At 53.2% G+C, this 20,406-nt stretch carries 18 protein-coding genes and 2 tRNA genes; 16 read left to right on the top strand and 4 right to left on the bottom strand.

Features of this window, described 5'->3' with window-relative positions:
* Positions 1-62: 62 nt before the first annotated feature.
* Genes pmrB through dacB form a run of 3 tightly spaced genes read right to left on the bottom strand, consistent with a single transcriptional unit; the run spans position 63 to position 3,217 of the window.
* Entirely contained in the window at positions 63-1,121 is a 1,059-nt protein-coding gene (gene pmrB / locus AAE045_RS02390) for a two-component system sensor histidine kinase PmrB (protein ID WP_455546309.1), read from the bottom strand.
* Complete coding sequence (gene pmrA, locus AAE045_RS02385; protein WP_455546308.1) at positions 1,118-1,780, bottom strand: two-component system response regulator PmrA; 663 nt, start codon at positions 1,778-1,780, stop codon at positions 1,118-1,120. Before pmrA ends, pmrB begins: the two co-directional genes overlap by 4 nt.
* 3 nt (positions 1,781-1,783) lie before the next feature.
* Complete coding sequence (dacB, locus tag AAE045_RS02380; RefSeq protein WP_455546307.1) at positions 1,784-3,217, bottom strand: serine-type D-Ala-D-Ala carboxypeptidase; 1,434 nt, start codon at positions 3,215-3,217, stop codon at positions 1,784-1,786.
* A gap of 244 nt (positions 3,218-3,461) precedes the next feature.
* Here dacB and greA point away from each other — a divergent pair, with 244 nt between their 5' ends.
* Complete coding sequence (greA, locus tag AAE045_RS02375) at positions 3,462-3,938, top strand: transcription elongation factor GreA (protein ID WP_202304118.1); 477 nt, start codon at positions 3,462-3,464, stop codon at positions 3,936-3,938.
* A 105-nt stretch (positions 3,939-4,043) separates the two neighbouring features.
* Here greA and yhbY read toward each other — a convergent pair whose 3' ends face one another.
* Positions 4,044-4,337 (bottom strand): ribosome assembly RNA-binding protein YhbY, encoded by a 294-nt coding sequence (gene yhbY / locus AAE045_RS02370; protein ID WP_202304119.1) that lies wholly within the window; start codon positions 4,335-4,337, stop codon positions 4,044-4,046.
* Positions 4,338-4,462: 125 nt separating this feature from the next.
* Here yhbY and rlmE point away from each other — a divergent pair, with 125 nt between their 5' ends.
* The 15 genes from rlmE to nlpI all read left to right on the top strand — a co-directional run bounded on the left by rlmE (position 4,463) and on the right by nlpI (position 20,306).
* Positions 4,463-5,092, top strand: a complete 630-nt coding sequence (gene rlmE / locus AAE045_RS02365; RefSeq protein WP_167610764.1) for a 23S rRNA (uridine(2552)-2'-O)-methyltransferase RlmE — start codon at positions 4,463-4,465, stop codon at positions 5,090-5,092.
* Between the two features lie 56 nt (positions 5,093-5,148).
* Positions 5,149-7,086, top strand: a complete 1,938-nt coding sequence (ftsH, locus tag AAE045_RS02360) for an ATP-dependent zinc metalloprotease FtsH (RefSeq protein WP_202304120.1) — start codon at positions 5,149-5,151, stop codon at positions 7,084-7,086.
* Positions 7,087-7,185: 99 nt separating this feature from the next.
* On the top strand, positions 7,186-8,034 hold the full coding sequence (gene folP, locus AAE045_RS02355) for a dihydropteroate synthase (RefSeq protein ID WP_455546306.1): 849 nt from the start codon (positions 7,186-7,188) through the stop codon (positions 8,032-8,034).
* A complete protein-coding gene (gene glmM / locus AAE045_RS02350; protein ID WP_455425883.1) occupies positions 8,027-9,364 on the top strand; it encodes a phosphoglucosamine mutase in 1,338 nt (445 codons plus the stop codon). The genes folP and glmM overlap by 8 nt, the downstream gene beginning before the upstream one ends.
* A 233-nt stretch (positions 9,365-9,597) precedes the next feature.
* On the top strand, positions 9,598-9,930 hold the full coding sequence (secG, locus tag AAE045_RS02345; RefSeq protein ID WP_202304123.1) for a preprotein translocase subunit SecG: 333 nt from the start codon (positions 9,598-9,600) through the stop codon (positions 9,928-9,930).
* Between the two features lie 47 nt (positions 9,931-9,977).
* Positions 9,978-10,064 (top strand) — tRNA-Leu (locus tag AAE045_RS02340).
* Between the two features lie 59 nt (positions 10,065-10,123).
* A tRNA-Met gene (locus AAE045_RS02335) sits at positions 10,124-10,200 on the top strand.
* A 208-nt stretch (positions 10,201-10,408) separates the two neighbouring features.
* The gene (rimP, locus tag AAE045_RS02330) at positions 10,409-10,861 is read left to right on the top strand and encodes a ribosome maturation factor RimP (RefSeq protein ID WP_455546305.1); all 453 of its coding nucleotides are present in this window, start codon (positions 10,409-10,411) and stop codon (positions 10,859-10,861) included.
* A gap of 27 nt (positions 10,862-10,888) precedes the next feature.
* Entirely contained in the window at positions 10,889-12,376 is a 1,488-nt protein-coding gene (nusA, locus tag AAE045_RS02325) for a transcription termination factor NusA (protein ID WP_271129961.1), read from the top strand.
* A gap of 24 nt (positions 12,377-12,400) precedes the next feature.
* Positions 12,401-15,088 (top strand): translation initiation factor IF-2, encoded by a 2,688-nt coding sequence (gene infB / locus AAE045_RS02320; RefSeq protein ID WP_455546304.1) that lies wholly within the window; start codon positions 12,401-12,403, stop codon positions 15,086-15,088.
* Between the two features lie 69 nt (positions 15,089-15,157).
* Complete coding sequence (rbfA, locus tag AAE045_RS02315; RefSeq protein ID WP_455425881.1) at positions 15,158-15,559, top strand: ribosome-binding factor A; 402 nt, start codon at positions 15,158-15,160, stop codon at positions 15,557-15,559.
* On the top strand, positions 15,559-16,503 hold the full coding sequence (gene truB / locus AAE045_RS02310; protein ID WP_455546303.1) for a tRNA pseudouridine(55) synthase TruB: 945 nt from the start codon (positions 15,559-15,561) through the stop codon (positions 16,501-16,503). The genes rbfA and truB overlap by 1 nt, the downstream gene beginning before the upstream one ends.
* A gap of 153 nt (positions 16,504-16,656) precedes the next feature.
* A complete protein-coding gene (rpsO, locus tag AAE045_RS02305; RefSeq protein ID WP_002434239.1) occupies positions 16,657-16,926 on the top strand; it encodes a 30S ribosomal protein S15 in 270 nt (89 codons plus the stop codon).
* A 246-nt stretch (positions 16,927-17,172) separates the two neighbouring features.
* Positions 17,173-19,302: a polyribonucleotide nucleotidyltransferase gene (gene pnp / locus AAE045_RS02300; protein ID WP_455425879.1), complete on the top strand. Its 2,130-nt coding sequence runs from the start codon at positions 17,173-17,175 to the stop codon at positions 19,300-19,302.
* Positions 19,303-19,421: 119 nt separating this feature from the next.
* Positions 19,422-20,306 (top strand): lipoprotein NlpI, encoded by an 885-nt coding sequence (gene nlpI / locus AAE045_RS02295; RefSeq protein WP_455425878.1) that lies wholly within the window; start codon positions 19,422-19,424, stop codon positions 20,304-20,306.
* Positions 20,307-20,406: the final 100 nt, after the last annotated feature.

Raw genomic sequence — 20,406 nt, 5'->3', positions numbered from 1 at the left:
CAGAAATAATCAGCCAGTAATAATCAGCGTTGAGAAGAAGGGCCGGAGATTCCGGCCCTTTTTTATTGGATGGTGTCAGGCAGCCAGCAGCAGGCTTGCAGGCCGTTTCCCTGCTGGCGGTTATTCAAAGAGAGCCTGCCGTGATGCAGCTGGACTATTCGCTGCACGATGTTTAACCCCAGCCCACTTCCGCCGTAGCGCTGGTCCATGCGGCGGAACGGTTCAGTAAGCAGCTGTCGCTGTTGCTCGTCGATGCCGGGTCCCCGATCGGATACGGTAACCGCCGTGCCGTTATCCTGCTGCGCCACAGCGACAGTAATAACGCTTTGCTCCGGGCTGTATCGGGAGGCATTTTCCAGCAGGTTACGCAGCATCAGCCGCAGCAGGACGGCATCGCCCTGGACCGTCGCCGGGCCTGCCTCAGGCCAGTCAATGGTCTGACCGCGAAGCGCCATCATCTCTTCCATCTCCATTTTCAGCGGCGCAATGATATCGCTTGTCCATGTCAGGGTATTGTAATGACCGCTTGCCAGCGCCTGACCCGCCCTTGAAAGCATTAACAGCTGTTCAATGGTGTGCATCAGCAGGTCGATGCGGTCGAGCAGCATGGGGGCCTGAGCGTTTCCGGCGTTAGCCATTAATTCCAGATGCAGGCGCAGGCCCGCAAGGGGCGTACGCAGTTCGTGAGCCGCATCTGCCGTAAACAGGCGCTCTTGCTGAATGGTGCTGTCCAGGCGCCCCAGAAGCTGATTGAGGGACGTTGTGACGGCAACCATCTCTTCCATGTCGGAGAACATAGGCAGCGGGGATAAATTATCCGCCGAGCGGTTGGCAAGGCTGGTGCGCAGGCGATTGAGCGGGCGGGTGATCCAGGTGATAGCCCAGAAAGAGAAGAACAGGGTAAAGCCGATCATCACCAGCGAAGGAACCAGCAGTGAGGCAATGGCCTCGCGGATCTCTTTCTCAACGTGCTGGTTGCGCGATTTGGCGGAAAGGGTTTCGTTGACCAGAAAACCAATCTGCTCGCGGCTTTCGTGCCAGAGCCACAGCACGCTGATTAGCTGGAAAAATAGCAGGATCAGCGCCAGCAATACCATTAACCGCCGACGCATGCTGTTCATGAACGGCTCTCCAGACGGTAGCCAACGCCCCGCACGGTTTTGATCCGATCTTTGCCCAGCTTGCGGCGAAGATTATGAATGTGGACTTCAAGAGTGTTCGAGCCGGGATCGTCCTGCCAGCTGTAGATATCCTGCTGTAAGGTTTCACGATGCACGGTCTGCCCGATACGCATCATTAATCGCGTCAGCAGGGCAAACTCTTTCGGCGTGATTTCAAGCGGCTGATCCTGCAGCAGAACCTGCTGCGTCTGGAGGTTCAGCGTCAGGTCGTCCTGTTCGAGAAGATTATCGCTGTGGCCCTGATAGCGGCGAATCAACGCTCTTGCGCGCGCCTGCAGCTCTGCCAGCGCAAAAGGCTTAACCAGATAGTCATCCGCCCCCGAATCCAGGCCTTTAACCCGGTCTTCCAGCGCATCGCGGGCGGTGAGAATCAGTACCGGATTGCTTACGCCGCGGCGGCGCCACTGGCTTAGCAGCGTAGCCCCGTCTTTGTCCGGCAGGCCGAGATCCAGAATAATCAGGCTGTATTCGCCGCTTTGTATCAACGCGTCGGCCTGGGCGGCGGTTGCTGCGCAATCCAGCGCATAGCCTTCATTGCCCAACGCTTGTGCCAGACCTTCCTGGAGCAGTAAATCGTCTTCAACAATCAGCAGTTTCATCGCTTAGTTATTCTGGTAGATATCCTTATAGAGGCGGCTTTCAAAGCGCACTAGCGGGATACGTCGGTTACGTTGATCGGCTGGCTCTACGGCGTAGCCGGATAAGTACTGAACGAAGGCCATGCGCTGCCCGCTGGCGGTAGTGATAAAGCCGGCAAGGTTATATACCCCCTGCAATGAGCCTGTTTTCGCGGAAACTTTACCGTCGACACCCGCCTGATGAAGGCCAGCGCGATACTGTAAAGAGCCGTCGTAGCCTGCGAGCGGCAGCATAGAAATAAAGTTCAGCTGGCTGTCATTTTGCGCAATGTATTGCAGCACTTGCATCATGGTGGCCGGTGAAATCAAGTTATGACGGGATAAGCCCGAGCCGTCCACCACAATAGTGTTACCTAAATTGACACCCGCCTTTTGGCTGAGGATTTGACGCACTGCGTCAGAGCCTGCACGCCAGGTTCCGGGTACGCCAAACCGGTTGTGACCAATCGTCCGGAAAACGGTGTCGGCGATCATGTTGTCCGATTTTTTGAGCATGATTTTCAGCAAATCATGCAGAGGGGCTGAATTCTTACTGGCGATAACGGTGCCTGGCGTGTTGACCAGAGTCTGGCGAAGCAGGGTACCGGTGTAGGTGATGCCTGCTTCTTTTAGCTCGGCCTTCAGGATTGCCCCCGCATAGCTCGCACCGTCCTGAATGGCGAATGCGAGCGGCAGGGGGTCGGCGCGCTGCGTCATACAGCCGGTAAGCGTGAAGCGGTTGAGATCGCCCGGCACGACATCCAGCTCACAGTATTGAGCATCCGGTGAGCCCTTCGCGAGGGTTCGCACCTGGCTTGCCATCAGCACGGGATAATATGAAGCGACGCGGATGAAGGCCAAATCGTCTGGTTTCGGCGCGCTGTAGAGCGAGACAGAGAAGCAGTTTCGATCGACAATTGCCGCAGCTGGCGGGGCGCTGAAGCACTGGGTCATGTCGTTCCAGGGCCAGCCGGGGGCTTTGTCGTGGCTGGCAAAGACGGAGGTATCGATTAGCACGTTCCCCTGAATTTGCTGGACGCCAGATTTTTTAAGCACCGCCACCATATTACGAATGTCCTGACGCTTTAACGTCGGGTCGCCGCCAAATCGCGCGATAAGGTCGCCGTTAAGCACTCCGTTCGCGATCTGCCCGTGGCTTTCCAGGGTGGTGGTAAAGCGAAAATCGGGCCCCAGCTGCAGCAGGGCAGCCAGTGCGGTAATCACCTTCTGGGTACTGGCGGGCAGCGCCATCTGCTGACTGTGATAGTCAATCGACGGGGTCTGTGCACCGACCTTTTGCACCATAAGCGCCAGATTTGCCCCCGCAGGTAACTGGGAGGTGTACTCTTCAACGTTAGCGGCCTGAACGTTCAATACCACTGCACTGGTCAATCCAATGACAAATCTAAAAAATCGCATAATCTCGCGGTAACAACCTGGAAACGTGCAGCCATACTACGGTGCATCGCGGTGCAAAGTAAACGATGACCCTCAGGGAACTCCAGGGTAAAATACGTATCAAATTGAAAACCGTTCCTGGCCTGGGGCATTGCTCCGGGTCAGTTTTCTTTTATTTGTTGCCAGGCAAATGCGCTGGCTATGCTCTTAAGTCAGTGCCGCTTCCGGCGGTGCTGAACAGGACAGTTTTTAAGAGGTATAACAAATGCAACCTATTCCGATGACCCTACGTGGCGCTGAAAGATTACGTGAAGAGCTGGACTTCCTGAAGTCCGTTCGTCGCCCGGAAATTATTGCCGCGATTGCTGATGCACGCGAGCATGGCGACCTGAAAGAGAACGCAGAGTATCACGCAGCGCGTGAGCAGCAGGGTTTCTGCGAAGGACGTATCCAGGATATCGAAGCCAAATTGTCGAACGCTCAGGTTATTGACGTTACCAAAATGCCGAATAACGGCCGCGTCATTTTTGGCGCAACGGTAACAGTTTTGAATCTTGAGAGTGAAGAAGAGCTGACTTATCGCATCGTTGGCGATGATGAAGCTGATTTCAAACAGAATTTAATTTCTGTTAACTCGCCTATCGCACGCGGTCTGGTGGGGAAAGAGCAGGATGATGTGGTGGTAATTCGTACGCCTGGCGGCGATGTCGAATTCGAAGTCCTGAAAGTTGAGTATTTATAATCACAACGCCCACTGAGCGTGGGGATCGTGTATTGTAAAGAAAGGAAAAAGGCCGCATAGCGGCCTTTTATCAACTCACAGAGCGTGGCATTTTGCACAATCTGCTTACTTTGGCAGAGAAATCTTACGCTCTTTGGATGGGCGATAAAGCACCAGCGTTTTACCGATGACCTGTACATTACAGGCGCCGGTTTCCCGCACGATAGCATCCACAATCAGTGTCTTTGTCTCACGGTCTTCTGTTGCGACTTTGACCTTGATTAACTCATGGTGCTCAAGTGCTTGTTCAATCTCGGCCAGTACCCCTTCGGTCAAACCATTGTTGCCCAGCATGACTACTGGCTTGAGTGGATGAGCAAGACCTTTCAGGTGCTGTTTTTGTTTAGTACTCAGATTCATCGTATTATTTGCTTACGTTGGGATTGAAAACGGTTCATTCTACCGCCATCTCCAGTGTATCGCCAAATCGGCTGTGCTGATTTTTAACAGTCTGCCACTCACGATGAACAAAGTTGGAAATTGAGATGACAGGTAAAAAGCGTTCTGCCAGCTCCAGTCGCTGGCTGCAGGAACACTTTAGCGATAAATATGTACTTCAGGCACAGAAAAAGGGGTTGCGTTCCCGTGCCTGGTTTAAACTTGATGAAATACAGCAAAGTGACAAACTTTTTAAGCCAGGAATGACGGTTGTCGATCTTGGCGCTGCTCCCGGAGGATGGTCGCAGTACGTTGTGACTGAAATCGGGAATCAAGGGCGAATCATTGCTTGCGATCTTTTACCAATGGATCCTATCGTTGGTGTGGATTTCCTTCAGGGCGATTTTCGTGATGAACTAGTCGTCAAGGCCCTGCTGGAACGTGTTGGTGACAGTAAAGTTCAGGTTGTCATGTCAGATATGGCACCAAACATGAGCGGGACACCGGCAGTAGATATCCCACGCGCTATGTATTTAGTAGAACTGGCACTCGAAATGTGTCGTGATGTTCTGGCGCCGGGCGGAAGTTTTGTAGTGAAAGTGTTTCAGGGCGAAGGTTTCGATGAATACCTGCGGGAAATTCGCTCCCTGTTTACGAAGGTTAAAGTTCGTAAGCCGGACTCTTCTCGTGCCCGCTCACGTGAAGTGTACATTGTAGCGACCGGGCGCAAAGTATAGTACCCTGACGCTGTTTGTTAACACAGTTGTAATATGAGGTTAATCCCTTGAGTGACATGGCGAAAAACCTAATACTCTGGCTGGTCATCGCGGTTGTGCTGATGTCTGTGTTCCAGAGCTTTGGGCCCAGCGAGTCAAACGGCCGTAGGGTGGATTACTCCACTTTCCTGTCTGAAGTGAATCAGGACCAGGTTCGTGAAGCGAGTATCAATGGACGTGAAATCAAAGTTACCAAGAAAGATAGTAACCGATACACGACTTACATCCCCGTTAACGATCCCAAGCTGCTTGATAATCTGCTGACCAAGAACGTTAAAGTTGTAGGCGAACCGCCTGAAGAGCCGAGCTTACTGGCTTCTATCTTTATTTCCTGGTTCCCAATGCTGTTGTTGATTGGGGTCTGGATCTTCTTTATGCGCCAGATGCAGGGCGGCGGTGGCAAAGGTGCCATGTCGTTCGGCAAGAGCAAGGCGCGTATGCTCACCGAAGACCAAATCAAAACCACTTTCGCTGACGTTGCAGGCTGTGACGAAGCAAAAGAAGAGGTTGCTGAGCTGGTTGAGTACCTTCGTGAGCCGAGCCGCTTCCAGAAGCTGGGCGGTAAAATCCCGAAAGGCGTGCTGATGGTTGGCCCTCCGGGTACCGGTAAAACCCTGCTGGCGAAAGCCATCGCGGGTGAAGCGAAAGTGCCATTCTTTACCATTTCCGGTTCTGACTTCGTTGAAATGTTCGTGGGTGTGGGCGCATCTCGTGTGCGTGACATGTTCGAACAGGCCAAGAAAGCCGCACCGTGCATCATCTTTATCGATGAAATTGACGCCGTAGGCCGCCAGCGTGGCGCAGGTCTGGGCGGCGGTCACGATGAACGTGAGCAGACGCTGAACCAGATGCTGGTTGAGATGGACGGCTTTGAAGGCAACGAAGGCATTATCGTTATCGCCGCGACTAACCGTCCGGACGTGCTTGACCCAGCGCTGCTGCGTCCAGGCCGTTTCGACCGTCAGGTTGTGGTTGGTCTGCCAGACGTTCGTGGCCGTGAGCAAATCCTGAAGGTGCATATGCGCCGTGTGCCGTTGGCACCAGATATCGATGCAGCAATCATTGCTCGCGGTACGCCAGGCTTCTCCGGTGCTGACCTCGCAAACCTTGTGAACGAAGCTGCGCTGTTTGCTGCTCGTGGCAACAAGCGTGTGGTATCGATGGTTGAATTCGAGAAAGCGAAAGACAAAATCATGATGGGTGCGGAACGCCGCTCCATGGTGATGACGGAAGCGCAGAAAGAATCCACCGCCTACCACGAAGCGGGACACGCGATTATTGGCCGCCTGGTACCAGAGCACGATCCGGTACACAAAGTGACGATTATTCCTCGTGGCCGTGCGCTTGGCGTGACGTTCTTCCTGCCTGAAGGTGACGCGATCAGCGCCAGCCGTCAGAAGCTGGAAAGCCAGATTTCTACGCTGTACGGCGGTCGTCTTGCAGAAGAGATTATCTACGGTGCCGAACATGTTTCTACCGGTGCGTCTAACGACATTAAAGTCGCGACCTCCATCGCTCGTAACATGGTTACCCAGTGGGGCTTCTCTGAAAAACTCGGTCCGCTGCTGTACGCGGAAGAAGAGGGTGAGGTATTCCTGGGTCGTTCAGTCGCGAAAGCGAAGCATATGTCCGATGAAACAGCTCGTATCATCGATCAGGAAGTTAAGCTGCTTATCGAGCGTAACTATGCTCGTGCACGTCAGCTGCTGAATGAGAACATGGACATCCTGCACACCATGAAAGACGCGCTGATGAAGTACGAAACCATCGATGCGCCGCAGATCGACGATCTGATGGCTCGCCGTGACGTTCGTCCGCCAGCGGGTTGGGAAGACTCCAGCAACGGCAGCAATAACTCTGATAACAACGGTACACCTCGTGCGCCGCGTCCGGTCGATGAACCGCGTACGCCAAACCCGGGTAATACCATGTCAGAACAGCTGGGCGACAAGTAAGCCGAGTCTGACCAATGTTTTTGCGGTAAGTAATTCAAACCCCGGGCCTGCCCGGGGTTTTTTGTTTTTGTCTTAAGATGTCTACCCAAGGGATATTTGATGAAACTCAACGCTCAGGGCACCACGCTCGACCTCTCTCATCCTCACGTCATGGGGATTTTAAACGTCACCCCCGATTCGTTTTCCGACGGCGGCAAGCATAACTCGCTGATTGAGGCGGTTAAGCATGCCAACGCGATGATTAACGCCGGGGCGACAATAATTGATATTGGTGGAGAGTCGACGCGTCCCGGGGCGCTTGAAGTGAGCGTTGAGGATGAATTAGCCCGGGTTATCCCGGCGGTCGAGGCCATTGCCCAGCGCTTTGAAGTCTGGATCTCAGTGGATACTTCTAAAGCAGAAGTGATTCGTGAGTCTGCGCGAGTGGGCGCTCACATCATCAATGATATCCGCTCCCTGCAGGAGCCCGGCGCGCTTGAAGCAGCCGCAGAAACAGGGTTGCCGGTTTGCCTGATGCATATGCAGGGCGAGCCGAAGAGCATGCAGCACTCTCCTCAGTACAAAGACGTTTTTGCCGATGTCGATCGCTTTTTTGTTGAGCAAATAGCACGCTGTGAGGCGGCAGGCATCCCAAAAGAAAAATTGTTGCTCGACCCGGGCTTCGGTTTCGGTAAAAATCTCAGCCATAATTACCAGCTTCTTGCCCGACTTTCAGAGTTCCATCACTTCGGCTTACCGCTGCTGGTTGGAATGTCGCGGAAATCAATGGTTGGCCAGCTGCTTAACGTCGGGCCCGATCAGCGCCTGAGCGGCAGCTTATCCTGCGCGGTCATTGCCGCAATGCAGGGTGCGCACATCATTCGAGTACACGATGTGAAAGAGACCGTAGAAGCCATGCGCGTGGTCGAGGCCACACTTTCAGCGAAGGAAAACAAACGCTATGAGTAACCGTAAATATTTTGGCACCGATGGCATTCGTGGCCGCGTGGGCGACAGCCCAATCACGCCTGATTTCGTTTTGAAGCTTGGCTGGGCCGCCGGTAAAGTGCTGGCTCGCCACGGCTCTCGTAAAATTATTATCGGTAAAGACACGCGTATTTCCGGCTATATGCTTGAGTCGGCCCTTGAAGCTGGCCTGGCAGCTGCAGGTCTGTCTGCCTCTTTCACCGGCCCGATGCCAACGCCCGCAGTTGCTTATCTGACACGCGCTTTCCGTGCCGAAGCCGGGATCGTCATTTCTGCTTCCCATAACCCGTTCTACGATAATGGAATCAAATTCTTCTCTATCGACGGGACTAAGCTGCCGGACGACGTGGAAGAAGCTATCGAAGCGGAAATGGAAAAAGAGATTACCTGTGTGGATTCCGCTGAACTGGGTAAGGCAAGCCGTATCGTTGATGCTGCGGGTCGCTATATCGAGTTCTGCAAAGGCACTTTCCCGAACGAACTTAGCCTGAACGGGCTGAAAATCGTTGTGGACTGCGCCAACGGAGCGACCTACCACATTGCACCGAACGTGCTGCGTGAGCTGGGTGCGAAGGTTATTGCCGTAGGCTGCGAGCCGGACGGTCTGAACATCAACGAAAAATGCGGTGCAACGGACGTTCGTATGTTGCAGGAGCGGGTGCTGGCTGAGAAAGCCGACATCGGTATCGCGTTTGACGGCGACGGTGACCGAGTGATCATGGTTGACCATCAGGGCCTGAAGGTGGATGGCGACCAAATCCTCTACATCATTGCTCGTGAAGGACTGCGCCAGGGCCAGCTGCGCGGCGGTGCCGTCGGCACGCTGATGAGCAACATGGGGCTGGAATTAGCGCTCAAACAGCTCGGCATTCCGTTTACTCGCGCAAAAGTGGGCGACCGCTATGTGCTGGAAAAACTTCAGGAGAAAGGCTGGAGAATTGGTGCGGAAAATTCCGGCCATATTATCCTGCTGGACAAAACTACCACCGGTGACGGAATCGTCGCTGCGCTGCAAGTGCTCACTGCGATGGTGCGCAACCATATGAGCCTGCACGATCTGTGCAGCGGCATGAAATTATTCCCGCAGATTCTGGTCAACGTCCGCTTTACGGCGGGCAGCGGCGATCCGCTTGAGCATGACAGCGTCAAAAAAGTGACAGCAGAAGTGGAAGAGGCACTGGGTGGCCGTGGACGCGTACTGCTGCGTAAATCTGGGACTGAACCTTTAATTCGTGTGATGGTTGAAGGCGAGGATCACGATCAGGTCACGGATTATGCCAATCGTATTGCTGATGCGGTGAAAGCGGTTTAATAAACCTGCACCGTAAACGAACAAAAAGACGGCGCTTGCCGCCTGTTATATAAGCAAAAAAGCGCGGGCTGCTGTTTTTTTCTGCAATCAGCGCAAGGATAATAAATTGCCCTTGCGCACCCGTGCTGCTTTGGTTAGTATTCTCACCCGCTTCAGTGGGTAAACGTGATTTTGCCCGCTACACTGGTTTGAAGCAATTGGTATGCGGTAATCCCGCAAGGAACAGGTTGATTATGTACGAAGCTCTTTTAGTAGTTTTCCTTATTGTAGCTCTGGGCCTTGTAGGTCTCATCATGCTGCAGCAAGGTAAAGGCGCTGATATGGGAGCCTCCTTCGGAGCAGGCGCTTCCGGAACACTCTTCGGTTCAAGTGGTTCTGGTAACTTCATGACCCGTATGACTGGTGTGCTGGCAACGTTGTTCTTCATCATCAGCCTGGTGCTGGGAAATATCAACAGCAACAAAACCAGTAAAGGAAGTGAGTGGGAGAATTTGAGTCAGCCAGCGAAATCTGAGCAGACCACGCCAGCGGCACCTACCAGGCCGACAAGCGATATCCCACAGTAATAAGCAGTAAGCTTCTGTACGGCTGAATTGAGCGCCGTACGCAAAGTGCCGAGGTGGTGGAATTGGTAGACACGCTACCTTGAGGTGGTAGTGCCCGATTGGGCTTACGGGTTCAAGTCCCGTCCTCGGTACCAAATCCCAGCAATTCTTGCATTTATTGCAATTCTGGCGTAGTATTTTCCACGTTTTCGGACGCGGGGTGGAGCAGCCTGGTAGCTCGTCGGGCTCATAACCCGAAGGTCGTCGGTTCAAATCCGGCCCCCGCAACCACTTTCCCTGAGAGTTCTTTTTCAAATATACTGTGAGCCATTTGGTGCCTCGCGAAGAATTTAGAAAAAAATTCTCCTGGACGGTGTCCGGGCCGCAATTGCGGCATACAGGGTTCAGTTATATAAAGCCCCGATTTATCGGGGTTTTTTGTTATCTGACTTCAGAATAACTGGGCTATATGCCCTTTTTTTACGTCTTGGGGGTGGGCTTGTCCACATTAGAGCAAAAATTAACAGAGATGATTACAGCACCCGTCGAAGCACTGGGCTACGAACTGGTGGGTATCGAATTCGTTCGAGGTCGCCAATCTACGCTGCGCATCTATATTGATAGTGAAGACGGCATCAATGTTGATGATTGCACTGATGTCAGTCACCAGGTCAGTGCAGTGCTGGACGTCGAAGATCCCGTCACTGTGGCCTATAACCTTGAAGTTTCCTCACCTGGTCTCGATCGCCCAATGTTCATTGCAGAACATTACGTTCGCTATACTGGCGAAGAAGTGAGCATTGTGTTGCGTATGGCCGTGCAGAACCGTCGCAAATGGCAGGGTATTATTAAAGCCGTCGAGGGTGAGATGATCACGGTCACGGTCGAAGGTAAAGACGAAGTGTTCGCGCTGAGCAACATCCAGAAAGCGAACCTGGTACCCCACTTTTAATAGTTTGGATTGAGGTGAAAACCCAGGATGAACAAAGAAATTTTGGCTGTTGTAGAAGCAGTTTCCAACGAAAAGTCTCTTCCGCGCGAAAAGATTTTTGAAGCACTGGAAAGTGCGCTGGCAACAGCGACGAAGAAAAAATACGAGCAAGAGATCGACGTGCGTGTAAGCATCGATCGTAAAAGTGGTGACTTTGATACTTTCCGCCGCTGGGTCATTGTCGAAGAAGTGACGCAGCCGACGCGTGAAATCACCCTTGATGCCGCTCAATTCGAAGATCCTGCGCTGAACGTGGGCGAGTACGTAGAAGACCAGATCGAATCTGTGACCTTTGACCGTATCACCACGCAAACCGCAAAACAGGTTATCGTACAGAAAGTTCGTGAAGCTGAACGTGCGATGGTTGTCGATCAGTTCCGTGAGCACGAAGGTGAGATTATCACCGGCGTGGTTAAGAAAGTTAACCGTGACAATATTTCTCTGGATCTGGGCAATAACGCGGAAGCCGTCATCATTCGTGAAGACATGCTGCCACGTGAAAACTTCCGTCCAGGCGACCGTATTCGCGGTGTGCTGTATGCCGTACGCCCTGAAGCGCGCGGCGCGCAGCTGTTCGTTAGCCGTTCCAAACCGGAAATGCTGATCGAACTGTTCCGCATCGAAGTGCCAGAAATCGGCGAAGAAGTCATTGAAATCAAGGCCGCAGCCCGCGATCCGGGTTCTCGTGCGAAAATCGCCGTGAAAACCAATGACAAACGTATCGATCCGGTTGGTGCTTGCGTTGGTATGCGTGGTGCACGCGTACAGGCAGTCTCCACTGAACTGGGTGGCGAGCGTATTGATATCGTGCTGTGGGATGACAACCCGGCGCAGTTTGTTATCAATGCTATGGCCCCGGCAGATGTGGCTTCCATTGTGGTTGACGAAGACAAACACACGATGGATATCGCGGTAGAGGCAGGAAATCTGGCGCAGGCGATTGGCCGTAACGGTCAAAACGTGCGTCTGGCAGCGCAGCTGAGCGGCTGGGAACTCAACGTCATGACCGTTGATGACCTGCAGGCTAAGCACCAGGCAGAAGCGCATGCCGCCATTGATACCTTTACCAAATACCTCGACATTGACGAGGATTTCGCCACCGTGTTGGTTGAAGAAGGCTTCTCAAGCCTTGAAGAGCTGGCTTATGTGCCGGTGAAAGAGCTGTTAGAAGTTGACGGCCTTGATGAAGACACAGTGGAAGCATTACGCGAACGCGCTAAAAACGCCCTCACTACGCTGGCCCTTGCCCAGGAAGAAAGCCTTGGCGATAGCAAACCTCAAGAGGATCTTCTGAACCTCGAAGGTATGGATCGCACTCTGGCATTCAAACTGGCTGCACGTGGTGTGAGCTCGCTGGAAGACCTGGCTGAGCAAGGTGTTGATGACCTGTCAGATATTGAAGGATTGAGCAACGAGAAGGCCGGTGAATTAATTATGGCTGCTCGAAATATCTGCTGGTTCGGCGACGAAGCGTAATAAACTGTAGCAGGAAGGAACAGCATGACAGATGTAACCGTAAAAGCGCTGGCCGAAGAGATTCAGACCTCCGTGGACCGCCTGGTACAGCAATTTGCTGATGCAGGGATCCCGAAGTCGGCTGAAGACTCTGTTTCCGCGCAAGAGAAGCAAACCTTGCTGACCCACCTGAACCGTGAACACGGCTCAGCACCAGACAAGTTGACTTTACAGCGCAAAACGCGCAGTACTTTAAATATTCCAGGTACCGGTGGGAAAAGTAAGTCGGTACAAATCGAAGTCCGCAAGAAGCGCACCTTTGTGAAACGTGATCCGCAAGAGGCTGAACGCCTTGCTGCGGAAGAACAAGCGCAGCGTGAAGCGGAAGAGCAAGCCCAACGTGAGGCGCAGGAAGCTGCCAATCGTCAGGCGCAAGAAAAAGCTAAACGTGAAGCGGAAGAACAAGCTAAGCGTGAAGCCGCTGATAAAGCGAAACGTGAAGCTGCGGAAAAAGACAAAGTGAGCAATCAACAAACTGACGATATGACGAAAACCGCCCAGGCCGAGAAAGCCCGCCGCGAAGCAGAATCTGCTGAGATCAAGCGCAAAGCGGAAGAAGAAGCCCGTCGCAAACTAGAAGAAGATGCCCGTCGTGTAGCTGAAGAGGCCCGTAAAATGGCTGAAGCAAACGCTGGCGTCTGGACGGAAGAAGAGAAAGTGGAAGACGACAAAACTGATTACCATGTAACCACTTCTCAGCATGCCCGCCAGGCTGAAGACGAAAACGATCGTCAGGTAGAAGCTGGACGGACTCGCGCTCGTACGACTGCGACTAAAGCACCACGCCAGAAGAAAGGCGGCAAGCACGGCGAGTCTAAAGCTGACCGTGAAGAAGCGCGTGCAGCGGTTCGTGGTGGTAAAGGCAAGCGTAAGCCAAGCTCCCTGCAGCAGGGCTTCAACAAGCCTGCACAGGCCGTTAACCGTGATGTTGTGATCGGCGAGACCGTCACCGTTGCCGAGCTGGCTAACAAAATGGCTGTTAAAGGCTCTCAGGTCATCAAAGCAATGATGAAACTGGGCGCAATGGCGACCATCAACCAGGTCATCGACCAGGAAACCGCACAGCTGGTTGCCGAAGAGATGGGCCACAAGGTTATCCTGCGTCGTGAAAACGAGCTGGAAGAAGCGCTGATGAGCGACCGTGATACAGATGCAGTTGCTGAAGCACGCGCGCCGGTTGTTACCATCATGGGTCACGTTGACCACGGTAAAACCTCTCTGCTTGACTACATTCGTTCTACTAAAGTTGCGTCCGGCGAAGCGGGTGGTATTACCCAGCATATCGGTGCTTACCACGTAGAAACTGACAACGGTATGGTCACCTTCCTGGATACCCCGGGCCACGCAGCGTTTACCTCTATGCGTGCTCGTGGTGCTCAGGCGACGGATATCGTTGTTCTGGTTGTTGCCGCAGACGATGGTGTAATGCCACAGACAATCGAAGCAATTCAGCACGCGAAAGCGGCGCAGGTGCCGGTTGTTGTTGCGGTGAACAAAATTGACAAGCTGGAAGCCGATCCAGACCGCGTTAAGCAGGAACTGTCACAGTACGGCATCATGCCAGAAGAGTGGGGCGGTGAAAGCCAGTTCATCCATGTCTCTGCTAAAGCAGGTACGGGCATTGACGAACTGCTGGACGCAATCCTGCTGCAGGCTGAAGTTCTTGAACTGAAAGCAATGCGTGAAGGCATGGCAAGCGGCGTGGTTATCGAATCCTTCCTGGATAAAGGTCGTGGTCCGGTAGCAACCGTTCTGGTGCGTGAAGGCTCCCTGAACAAGGGCGACATCGTACTGTGTGGCTTCGAATATGGCCGCGTTCGTGCAATGCGTGACGAAATGGGTCGCGAAGTGACTGAAGCTGGTCCTTCTATCCCGGTTGAAATCCTCGGCCTGTCTGGTGTGCCAGCAGCGGGTGATGAAGTTACCGTTGTTCGTGACGAGAAAAAAGCGCGTGAAGTTGCTCTGTATCGTCAGGGTAAATTCCGCGAAGTGAAACTGGCTCGCCAGCAGAAATCCAAACTGGAAAACATGTTCGCCAACATGACCGAAGGCGAAGTGTCCGAAGTGAACATCGTGCTGAAAGCCGACGTTCAGGGTTCTGTGGAAGCGATCAGCGACTCCCTGCTGAAGCTGTCTACTGATGAAGTGAAAGTGAAAATCATCGGTTCCGGCGTGGGCGGTATCACTGAAACTGACGCAACGCTTGCTGCGGCTTCCAACGCAATCCTGGTTGGCTTTAACGTTCGTGCCGATGCCTCTGCTCGCCGCGTGATTGAAGCTGAAAGCCTGGATCTGCGTTACTACTCCGTCATCTACCATCTGATCGACGAAGTGAAAGCAGCGATGAGCGGCATGCTCTCTCCGGAACTGAAACAGCAGATCCTCGGCCTGGCCGAAGTTCGCGATGTGTTCAAATCACCGAAGTTTGGTGCCATCGCAGGCTGTATGGTTACCGAGGGCGTGGTCAAACGTCACAACCCAATCCGTGTTCTGCGCGACAACGTGGTTATCTATGAAGGCGAGCTGGAATCCCTGCGCCGCTTCAAAGATGACGCGAACGAAGTGCGTAACGGCATGGAATGTGGTATCGGCGTTAAGAACTACAACGACGTCCGCGTGGGCGATGTAATCGAAGTCTTCGAAATCATCGAAATCCAGCGTACGATCGCCTGATAGAGTCCGAGTCATCGGCAATATCTTAAGGGGGGCCGAGTGCCCCCCGATTTGTATGGAGAATTTATTATGGCGAAAGAATTTGGTCGCCCGCAGCGCGTCTCTCAGGAACTGCAGAAAGAAATCGCAATTATCCTGCAGCGCGAAATTAAAGATCCGCGTCTGGGCATGATGACCACCGTTTCCGGTGTCGAAGTTTCCCGCGATCTGGCCTATGCCAAAGTGTTCGTCACCTTCCTGAACGACAAAGACGACAATGCCATCAAAGAGGGCATTAAAGTTTTGCAGGACGCTTCCGGCTATATCCGCACTCTGGTGGGTAAAGCAATGCGCCTGCGCATCGTGCCTGAATTGACTTTCTTCTACGACAACTCGTTAGTTGAAGGGATGCGCATGTCCAACCTGGTTTCCAACGTCATTCGTAACGATGACGAGCGTCGCGTGAATACGGACGACAGCAAGGAGGATTAATGAGTCGTCCTCGTCGTCGTGGTCGTGATATCCACGGTGTGCTGCTGCTTGATAAGCCACAGGGCCTGTCGTCCAACGATGCCCTGCAAAAAGTAAAGCGTATCTATAACGCTAACCGCGCCGGACATACCGGCGCGCTGGATCCGCTGGCAACAGGCATGCTGCCCATTTGCCTGGGGGAAGCGACAAAGTTTTCTCGCTACCTGCTGGATTCAGACAAGCGTTATCGTGTGATTGCCCGCCTCGGCCAGCGCACCGATACGTCGGACGCGGATGGTACCGTGGTGCAGGAACGTCCGGTAACGTTCAGCGAGCAAGAGCTTGCGGCGGCGCTGGAAAGTTTCCGTGGCGATACCATGCAGGTGCCGTCCATGTATTCGGCGCTGAAGCATCAGGGTAAGCCGCTGTACGAATATGCCCGTCAGGGTATTGAAGTAGAGCGCGAAGCACGTCCGATTACGGTCTACGAACTGCTGTTTATTCGCCACGAAGGCAATGAGCTGGAGCTGGAGATACACTGTTCTAAAGGTACCTATATTCGTACCATCACCGACGATCTGGGTGAAAAGCTTGGCTGCGGCGCGCATGTGACCTTCCTGCGCCGCCTGGCAGTCAGCAAATATCCTGTTGAACGTATGGTGACCCTCGAACAGCTGCATGAACTTGTTGAACAGGCACATCGGCAGGACGTGGAGCCAGGTACGCTGTTAGATCCACTTTTAATGCCAATGGACAGCCCGGCATCGGACTTCCCACTCGTTAATTTGCTTCCTGCGGTTGCGGGCTATTTCAAAAATGGTCAGCCGGTACAGGTCGCGAATGTTCCAGCCGACGGGCTGGTTCGTGTGACTGAAGGCGATGACGCTAAATTCATTGGCATGGGCGAGATAGACGAAGACGGTCGCGTTGCGCCTCGTCGTCTGGTCGTCGAGTATCCCGTGTGACATCTGTAGTTACCTTGCGATAAGAGGTGGCTACAGGTAAAATAGCGCGGCTTAGCATCGGGGCGTTTATTTAACAATCTACCCGATGTGCACTGGGGTTGCTGAATTAGAGATCGGCACCCTGTCTATTTATCTATTATTCTGGAGTTGAAAATGTCTCTAAGCGTTGAAGCTAAAGCTAAAATCGTTTCTGAGTTTGGTCGTGGTACTAACGACAGCGGTTCTACCGAAGTTCAGGTTGCACTGCTGACCGCACAGATTAACCACCTGCAGGGTCACTTTGCAGAGCACAAAAAAGATCACCACAGCCGTCGTGGTCTGCTGCGTATGGTTTCTCAGCGTCGTAAACTGCTCGACTACCTGAAGCGTAAAGATGTAGCACGTTACACCAGCCTGATCGAGCGTCTGGGTCTGCGTCGCTAAGTCTTGCGAGTTTCAGAAAAAGGGGCCTTTTAAGGCCCCTTTTTTCAACCAGACGGCAGCAATTCTATGGAAACTAATGTATTGTTGCTGTGTGTGATCTTTGTTGCAGAGGTTCGCGCGGCTAATGAGAAGCTTGACCGCAGGGGCGGTTCAGGATTGTCATTAGTCGCGAGGATGTGATGAAGATCGGGTCATAACGACACCGCGTGAAGTCACCGGTAGTCTAAGAATCTTAAGGATATTATTTTGCTAAATCCGATCGTTCGTAAATTCCAGTATGGTCAGCATACGGTCACTATTGAGACCGGCATGATGGCGCGCCAGGCTACCGCAGCAGTAATGGTAAGCATGGACGACACCGCAGTATTCGTGACCGTTGTTGGTCAGAAAAAAGCGAAGGCGGGCCAGGACTTCTTCCCTCTGACCGTTAACTATCAGGAGCGTACCTACGCTGCTGGCCGTATCCCAGGCAGCTTCTTCCGTCGTGAAGGCCGCCCAAGCGAAGGCGAAACCCTGATTGCGCGTCTGATTGACCGCCCGGTTCGTCCGCTGTTCCCGGAAGGCTTCGTCAACGAAGTGCAGGTTATCGCTACCGTGGTTTCCGTAAACCCACAGGTTCATCCTGACATCGTTGCAATGATCGGTGCCTCTGCGGCACTGAGCCTGTCTGGTATCCCATTCAATGGTCCGATTGGTTCTGCTCGCGTAGGCTACATCAATGACCAGTACGTACTGAACCCAACCGCAGACGAGCTGAAAACGAGCAAGCTGGACCTGGTTGTTGCCGGTACCGAAAACGCAGTACTGATGGTTGAATCCGAAGCAGAACTGCTGAGCGAAGACCAGATGCTGGGTGCAGTTGTGTTCGGTCACGAACAGCAGCAGGTTGTTATCCAGAACATCAACTCTCTGGTTGCCGAAGCGGGCAAACCACGTTGGGACTGGCAGCCAGAAGCTGTGAACGAAGCGCTGAACGCGCGCGTTGCAGCCCTTGCTGAAGCTCGCCTGAGCGACGCATACCGTATCACCGACAAGCAAGAGCGCTACGCGCAGATTGGCGTGATCAAAACTGAAGTTATCGCAGCGCTGCTGGCGGAAGACGAATCTCTGGATGACGCTGAGCTGAGCGACCTGCTGCACGCTATCGAGAAAAACGTTGTTCGTAGCCGCGTTCTGCGTGGCGAGCCGCGTATCGATGGCCGCGAAAAAGACATGATCCGTGGTCTGGATGTGCGTACCGGCGTTCTGCCACGTACTCACGGTTCCGCACTGTTCACCCGTGGTGAAACTCAGGCGCTGGTTACTGCGACCCTGGGCACCGCGCGTGACGCGCAGAACCTGGATGAGTTGATGGGCGAACGTACCGACAACTTCCTGTTCCACTACAACTTCCCTCCGTACTCCGTAGGCGAAACCGGCATGGTCGGTTCACCGAAGCGTCGTGAGATCGGTCACGGTCGTCTGGCTAAGCGTGGCGTTCTGGCTGTAATGCCTGAAGCTGACCGCTTCCCGTACACCGTGCGTGTAGTGTCTGAAATCACTGAATCTAACGGTTCTTCTTCCATGGCTTCCGTTTGTGGTGCTTCCCTGGCCCTGATGGACGCAGGTGTGCCAATCAAAGCCGCGGTAGCGGGCATTGCGATGGGCCTCGTGAAAGAAGGCGAGAACTTCGTGGTTCTGTCCGACATTCTGGGTGACGAAGATCACCTGGGCGACATGGACTTCAAAGTTGCCGGTAGCCGTGAAGGTATCTCTGCGCTGCAGATGGATATCAAAATCGAAGGCATCACCCGTGAAATCATGCAGGCTGCTCTGAGCCAGGCTAAAGGTGCGCGTCTGCACATCCTGGGCGTGATGGAACAGGCTATCAACGCACCGCGTGGCGATATCTCTCAGTTTGCACCGCGTATTCACACCATCAAGATCAACCCAGACAAGATCAAAGACGTGATCGGTAAGGGTGGTTCTGTGATTCGTGCGCTGACCGAAGAAACCGGCACCACCATTGAAATCGAAGATGACGGTACTGTGAAAATCGCAGCAACCGACGGCGAAAAAGCGAAACACGCGATTCGTCGTATCGAAGAGATCACCGCAGAAATCGAAGTGGGCCGTATCTACGCTGGTAAAGTTACCCGTATCGTAGACTTCGGTGCGTTCGTTGCTATCGGCGGCGGCAAAGAAGGTCTGGTACACATCTCTCAGATCGCTGACAAGCGCGTTGAGAAAGTGACCGACTATCTGCAGATGGGTCAGGAAGTGCCTGTGAAGGTACTGGAAGTTGACCGTCAGGGCCGCGTACGTCTGAGCATCAAAGAAGCAACAGAACAGTCCCCTGCAGAAGGCGCAGCTCCTGCTGCTCCAGAAGCTGAGTAAGGTTTGATCCTTTAGCTCCTCATGGTGACATGAGGAGCTGTTTATTACGGAGCAGGATGCTCCGTTTTAGCAGCCGGCGGACAGGATGTTCATTCAATTGTTGTCTTCGGGAGTAGGAAATGAAGCCTTTCTTGCGCTGGTGTTTCGTTGCGACAGCTCTTACGCTGGCAGGATGCAGCAACTCTGCCTGGCGTAAAAGTGAAGTCCTGGCGGTGCCACTGCAGCCGACTTTGCAGCAGGAAGTCATTCTGGCACGCATGGAACAGATACTTGCCAGTCGGGCTTTAACCGATGATGAACGCGCACAGCTTTTATATGAGCGCGGAGTGTTGTATGATAGCCTCGGCTTGCGGGCTCTGGCGCGAAATGATTTTTCACAAGCGCTGGCAATCCGCCCCGATATGCCTGAAGTATTCAATTACTTAGGCATATATTTAACGCAGGCAGGCAATTTTGATGCTGCCTATGAAGCGTTTGATTCTGTACTTGAGCTTGATCCAACTTACAACTACGCGCATTTAAATCGCGGTATCGCCCTCTACTACGGTGGTCGTTATCGTTTAGCGCAAGATGATCTGCTGGCGTTTTATCAAGACGATCCCAATGATCCTTTCCGCAGTCTGTGGCTCTATATCGCTGAAAGCAATATCGACGCAAAACAGGCCAAGGAGTCGCTACAACAGCGGCTCGATAAATCGGACAGAGAGCAATGGGGATGGAACATTGTCGAGTTCTACCTGGGGAACATTAACGAAAGCACGTTAATGGAACGCCTCAAGGCGGACGCAACGGATAACACCTCGCTCGCTGAGCATCTCAGTGAAACCAACTTCTATTTAGGTAAGTTCTACCTAAGTCTGGGGGAAAAGGACAGCGCCACGGCACTGTTCAAGTTAGCGGTCGCTAACAACGTACACAACTACGTTGAGCATCGTTATGCATTGTTGGAATTAGCGCTCTTGGGCCAGGAGCAAGATGACCTGGCAGAATCGGACCAGCAATAGCTGACGAACAACGATCAGCCCATAAACTTTATCCATTAAAGTCATCACCTTCACGGGTGAGGGCGTTTTTGTTCGTTAATCAACCAAATTTGAGCCGGTT

It is taken from the genome of Dryocola clanedunensis (assembly GCF_038405435.1).
GTDB lineage: Bacteria > Pseudomonadota > Gammaproteobacteria > Enterobacterales > Enterobacteriaceae > Dryocola > Dryocola clanedunensis_A.
This window is presented reverse-complemented; position numbering and strand designations above follow the sequence as displayed.

What these genes read in the sequence shown, in the direction of transcription:
- pmrB (WP_455546309.1), bottom strand. Translation starts at nt 1,121, where the DNA reads ATGAACAGCATGCGTCGGCGGTTAATGGTATTGCTGGCGCTGATCCTG.
- pmrA (WP_455546308.1), bottom strand. Translation starts at nt 1,780, where the DNA reads ATGAAACTGCTGATTGTTGAAGACGATTTACTGCTCCAGGAAGGTCTG.
- dacB (WP_455546307.1), bottom strand. Translation starts at nt 3,217, where the DNA reads ATGCGATTTTTTAGATTTGTCATTGGATTGACCAGTGCAGTGGTATTG.
- greA (WP_202304118.1), top strand. Translation starts at nt 3,462, where the DNA reads ATGCAACCTATTCCGATGACCCTACGTGGCGCTGAAAGATTACGTGAA.
- yhbY (WP_202304119.1), bottom strand. Translation starts at nt 4,337, where the DNA reads ATGAATCTGAGTACTAAACAAAAACAGCACCTGAAAGGTCTTGCTCAT.
- rlmE (WP_167610764.1), top strand. Translation starts at nt 4,463, where the DNA reads ATGACAGGTAAAAAGCGTTCTGCCAGCTCCAGTCGCTGGCTGCAGGAA.
- ftsH (WP_202304120.1), top strand. Translation starts at nt 5,149, where the DNA reads ATGGCGAAAAACCTAATACTCTGGCTGGTCATCGCGGTTGTGCTGATG.
- folP (WP_455546306.1), top strand. Translation starts at nt 7,186, where the DNA reads ATGAAACTCAACGCTCAGGGCACCACGCTCGACCTCTCTCATCCTCAC.
- glmM (WP_455425883.1), top strand. Translation starts at nt 8,027, where the DNA reads ATGAGTAACCGTAAATATTTTGGCACCGATGGCATTCGTGGCCGCGTG.
- secG (WP_202304123.1), top strand. Translation starts at nt 9,598, where the DNA reads ATGTACGAAGCTCTTTTAGTAGTTTTCCTTATTGTAGCTCTGGGCCTT.
- nusA (WP_271129961.1), top strand. Translation starts at nt 10,889, where the DNA reads ATGAACAAAGAAATTTTGGCTGTTGTAGAAGCAGTTTCCAACGAAAAG.
- infB (WP_455546304.1), top strand. Translation starts at nt 12,401, where the DNA reads ATGACAGATGTAACCGTAAAAGCGCTGGCCGAAGAGATTCAGACCTCC.
- rbfA (WP_455425881.1), top strand. Translation starts at nt 15,158, where the DNA reads ATGGCGAAAGAATTTGGTCGCCCGCAGCGCGTCTCTCAGGAACTGCAG.
- truB (WP_455546303.1), top strand. Translation starts at nt 15,559, where the DNA reads ATGAGTCGTCCTCGTCGTCGTGGTCGTGATATCCACGGTGTGCTGCTG.
- rpsO (WP_002434239.1), top strand. Translation starts at nt 16,657, where the DNA reads ATGTCTCTAAGCGTTGAAGCTAAAGCTAAAATCGTTTCTGAGTTTGGT.
- nlpI (WP_455425878.1), top strand. Translation starts at nt 19,422, where the DNA reads ATGAAGCCTTTCTTGCGCTGGTGTTTCGTTGCGACAGCTCTTACGCTG.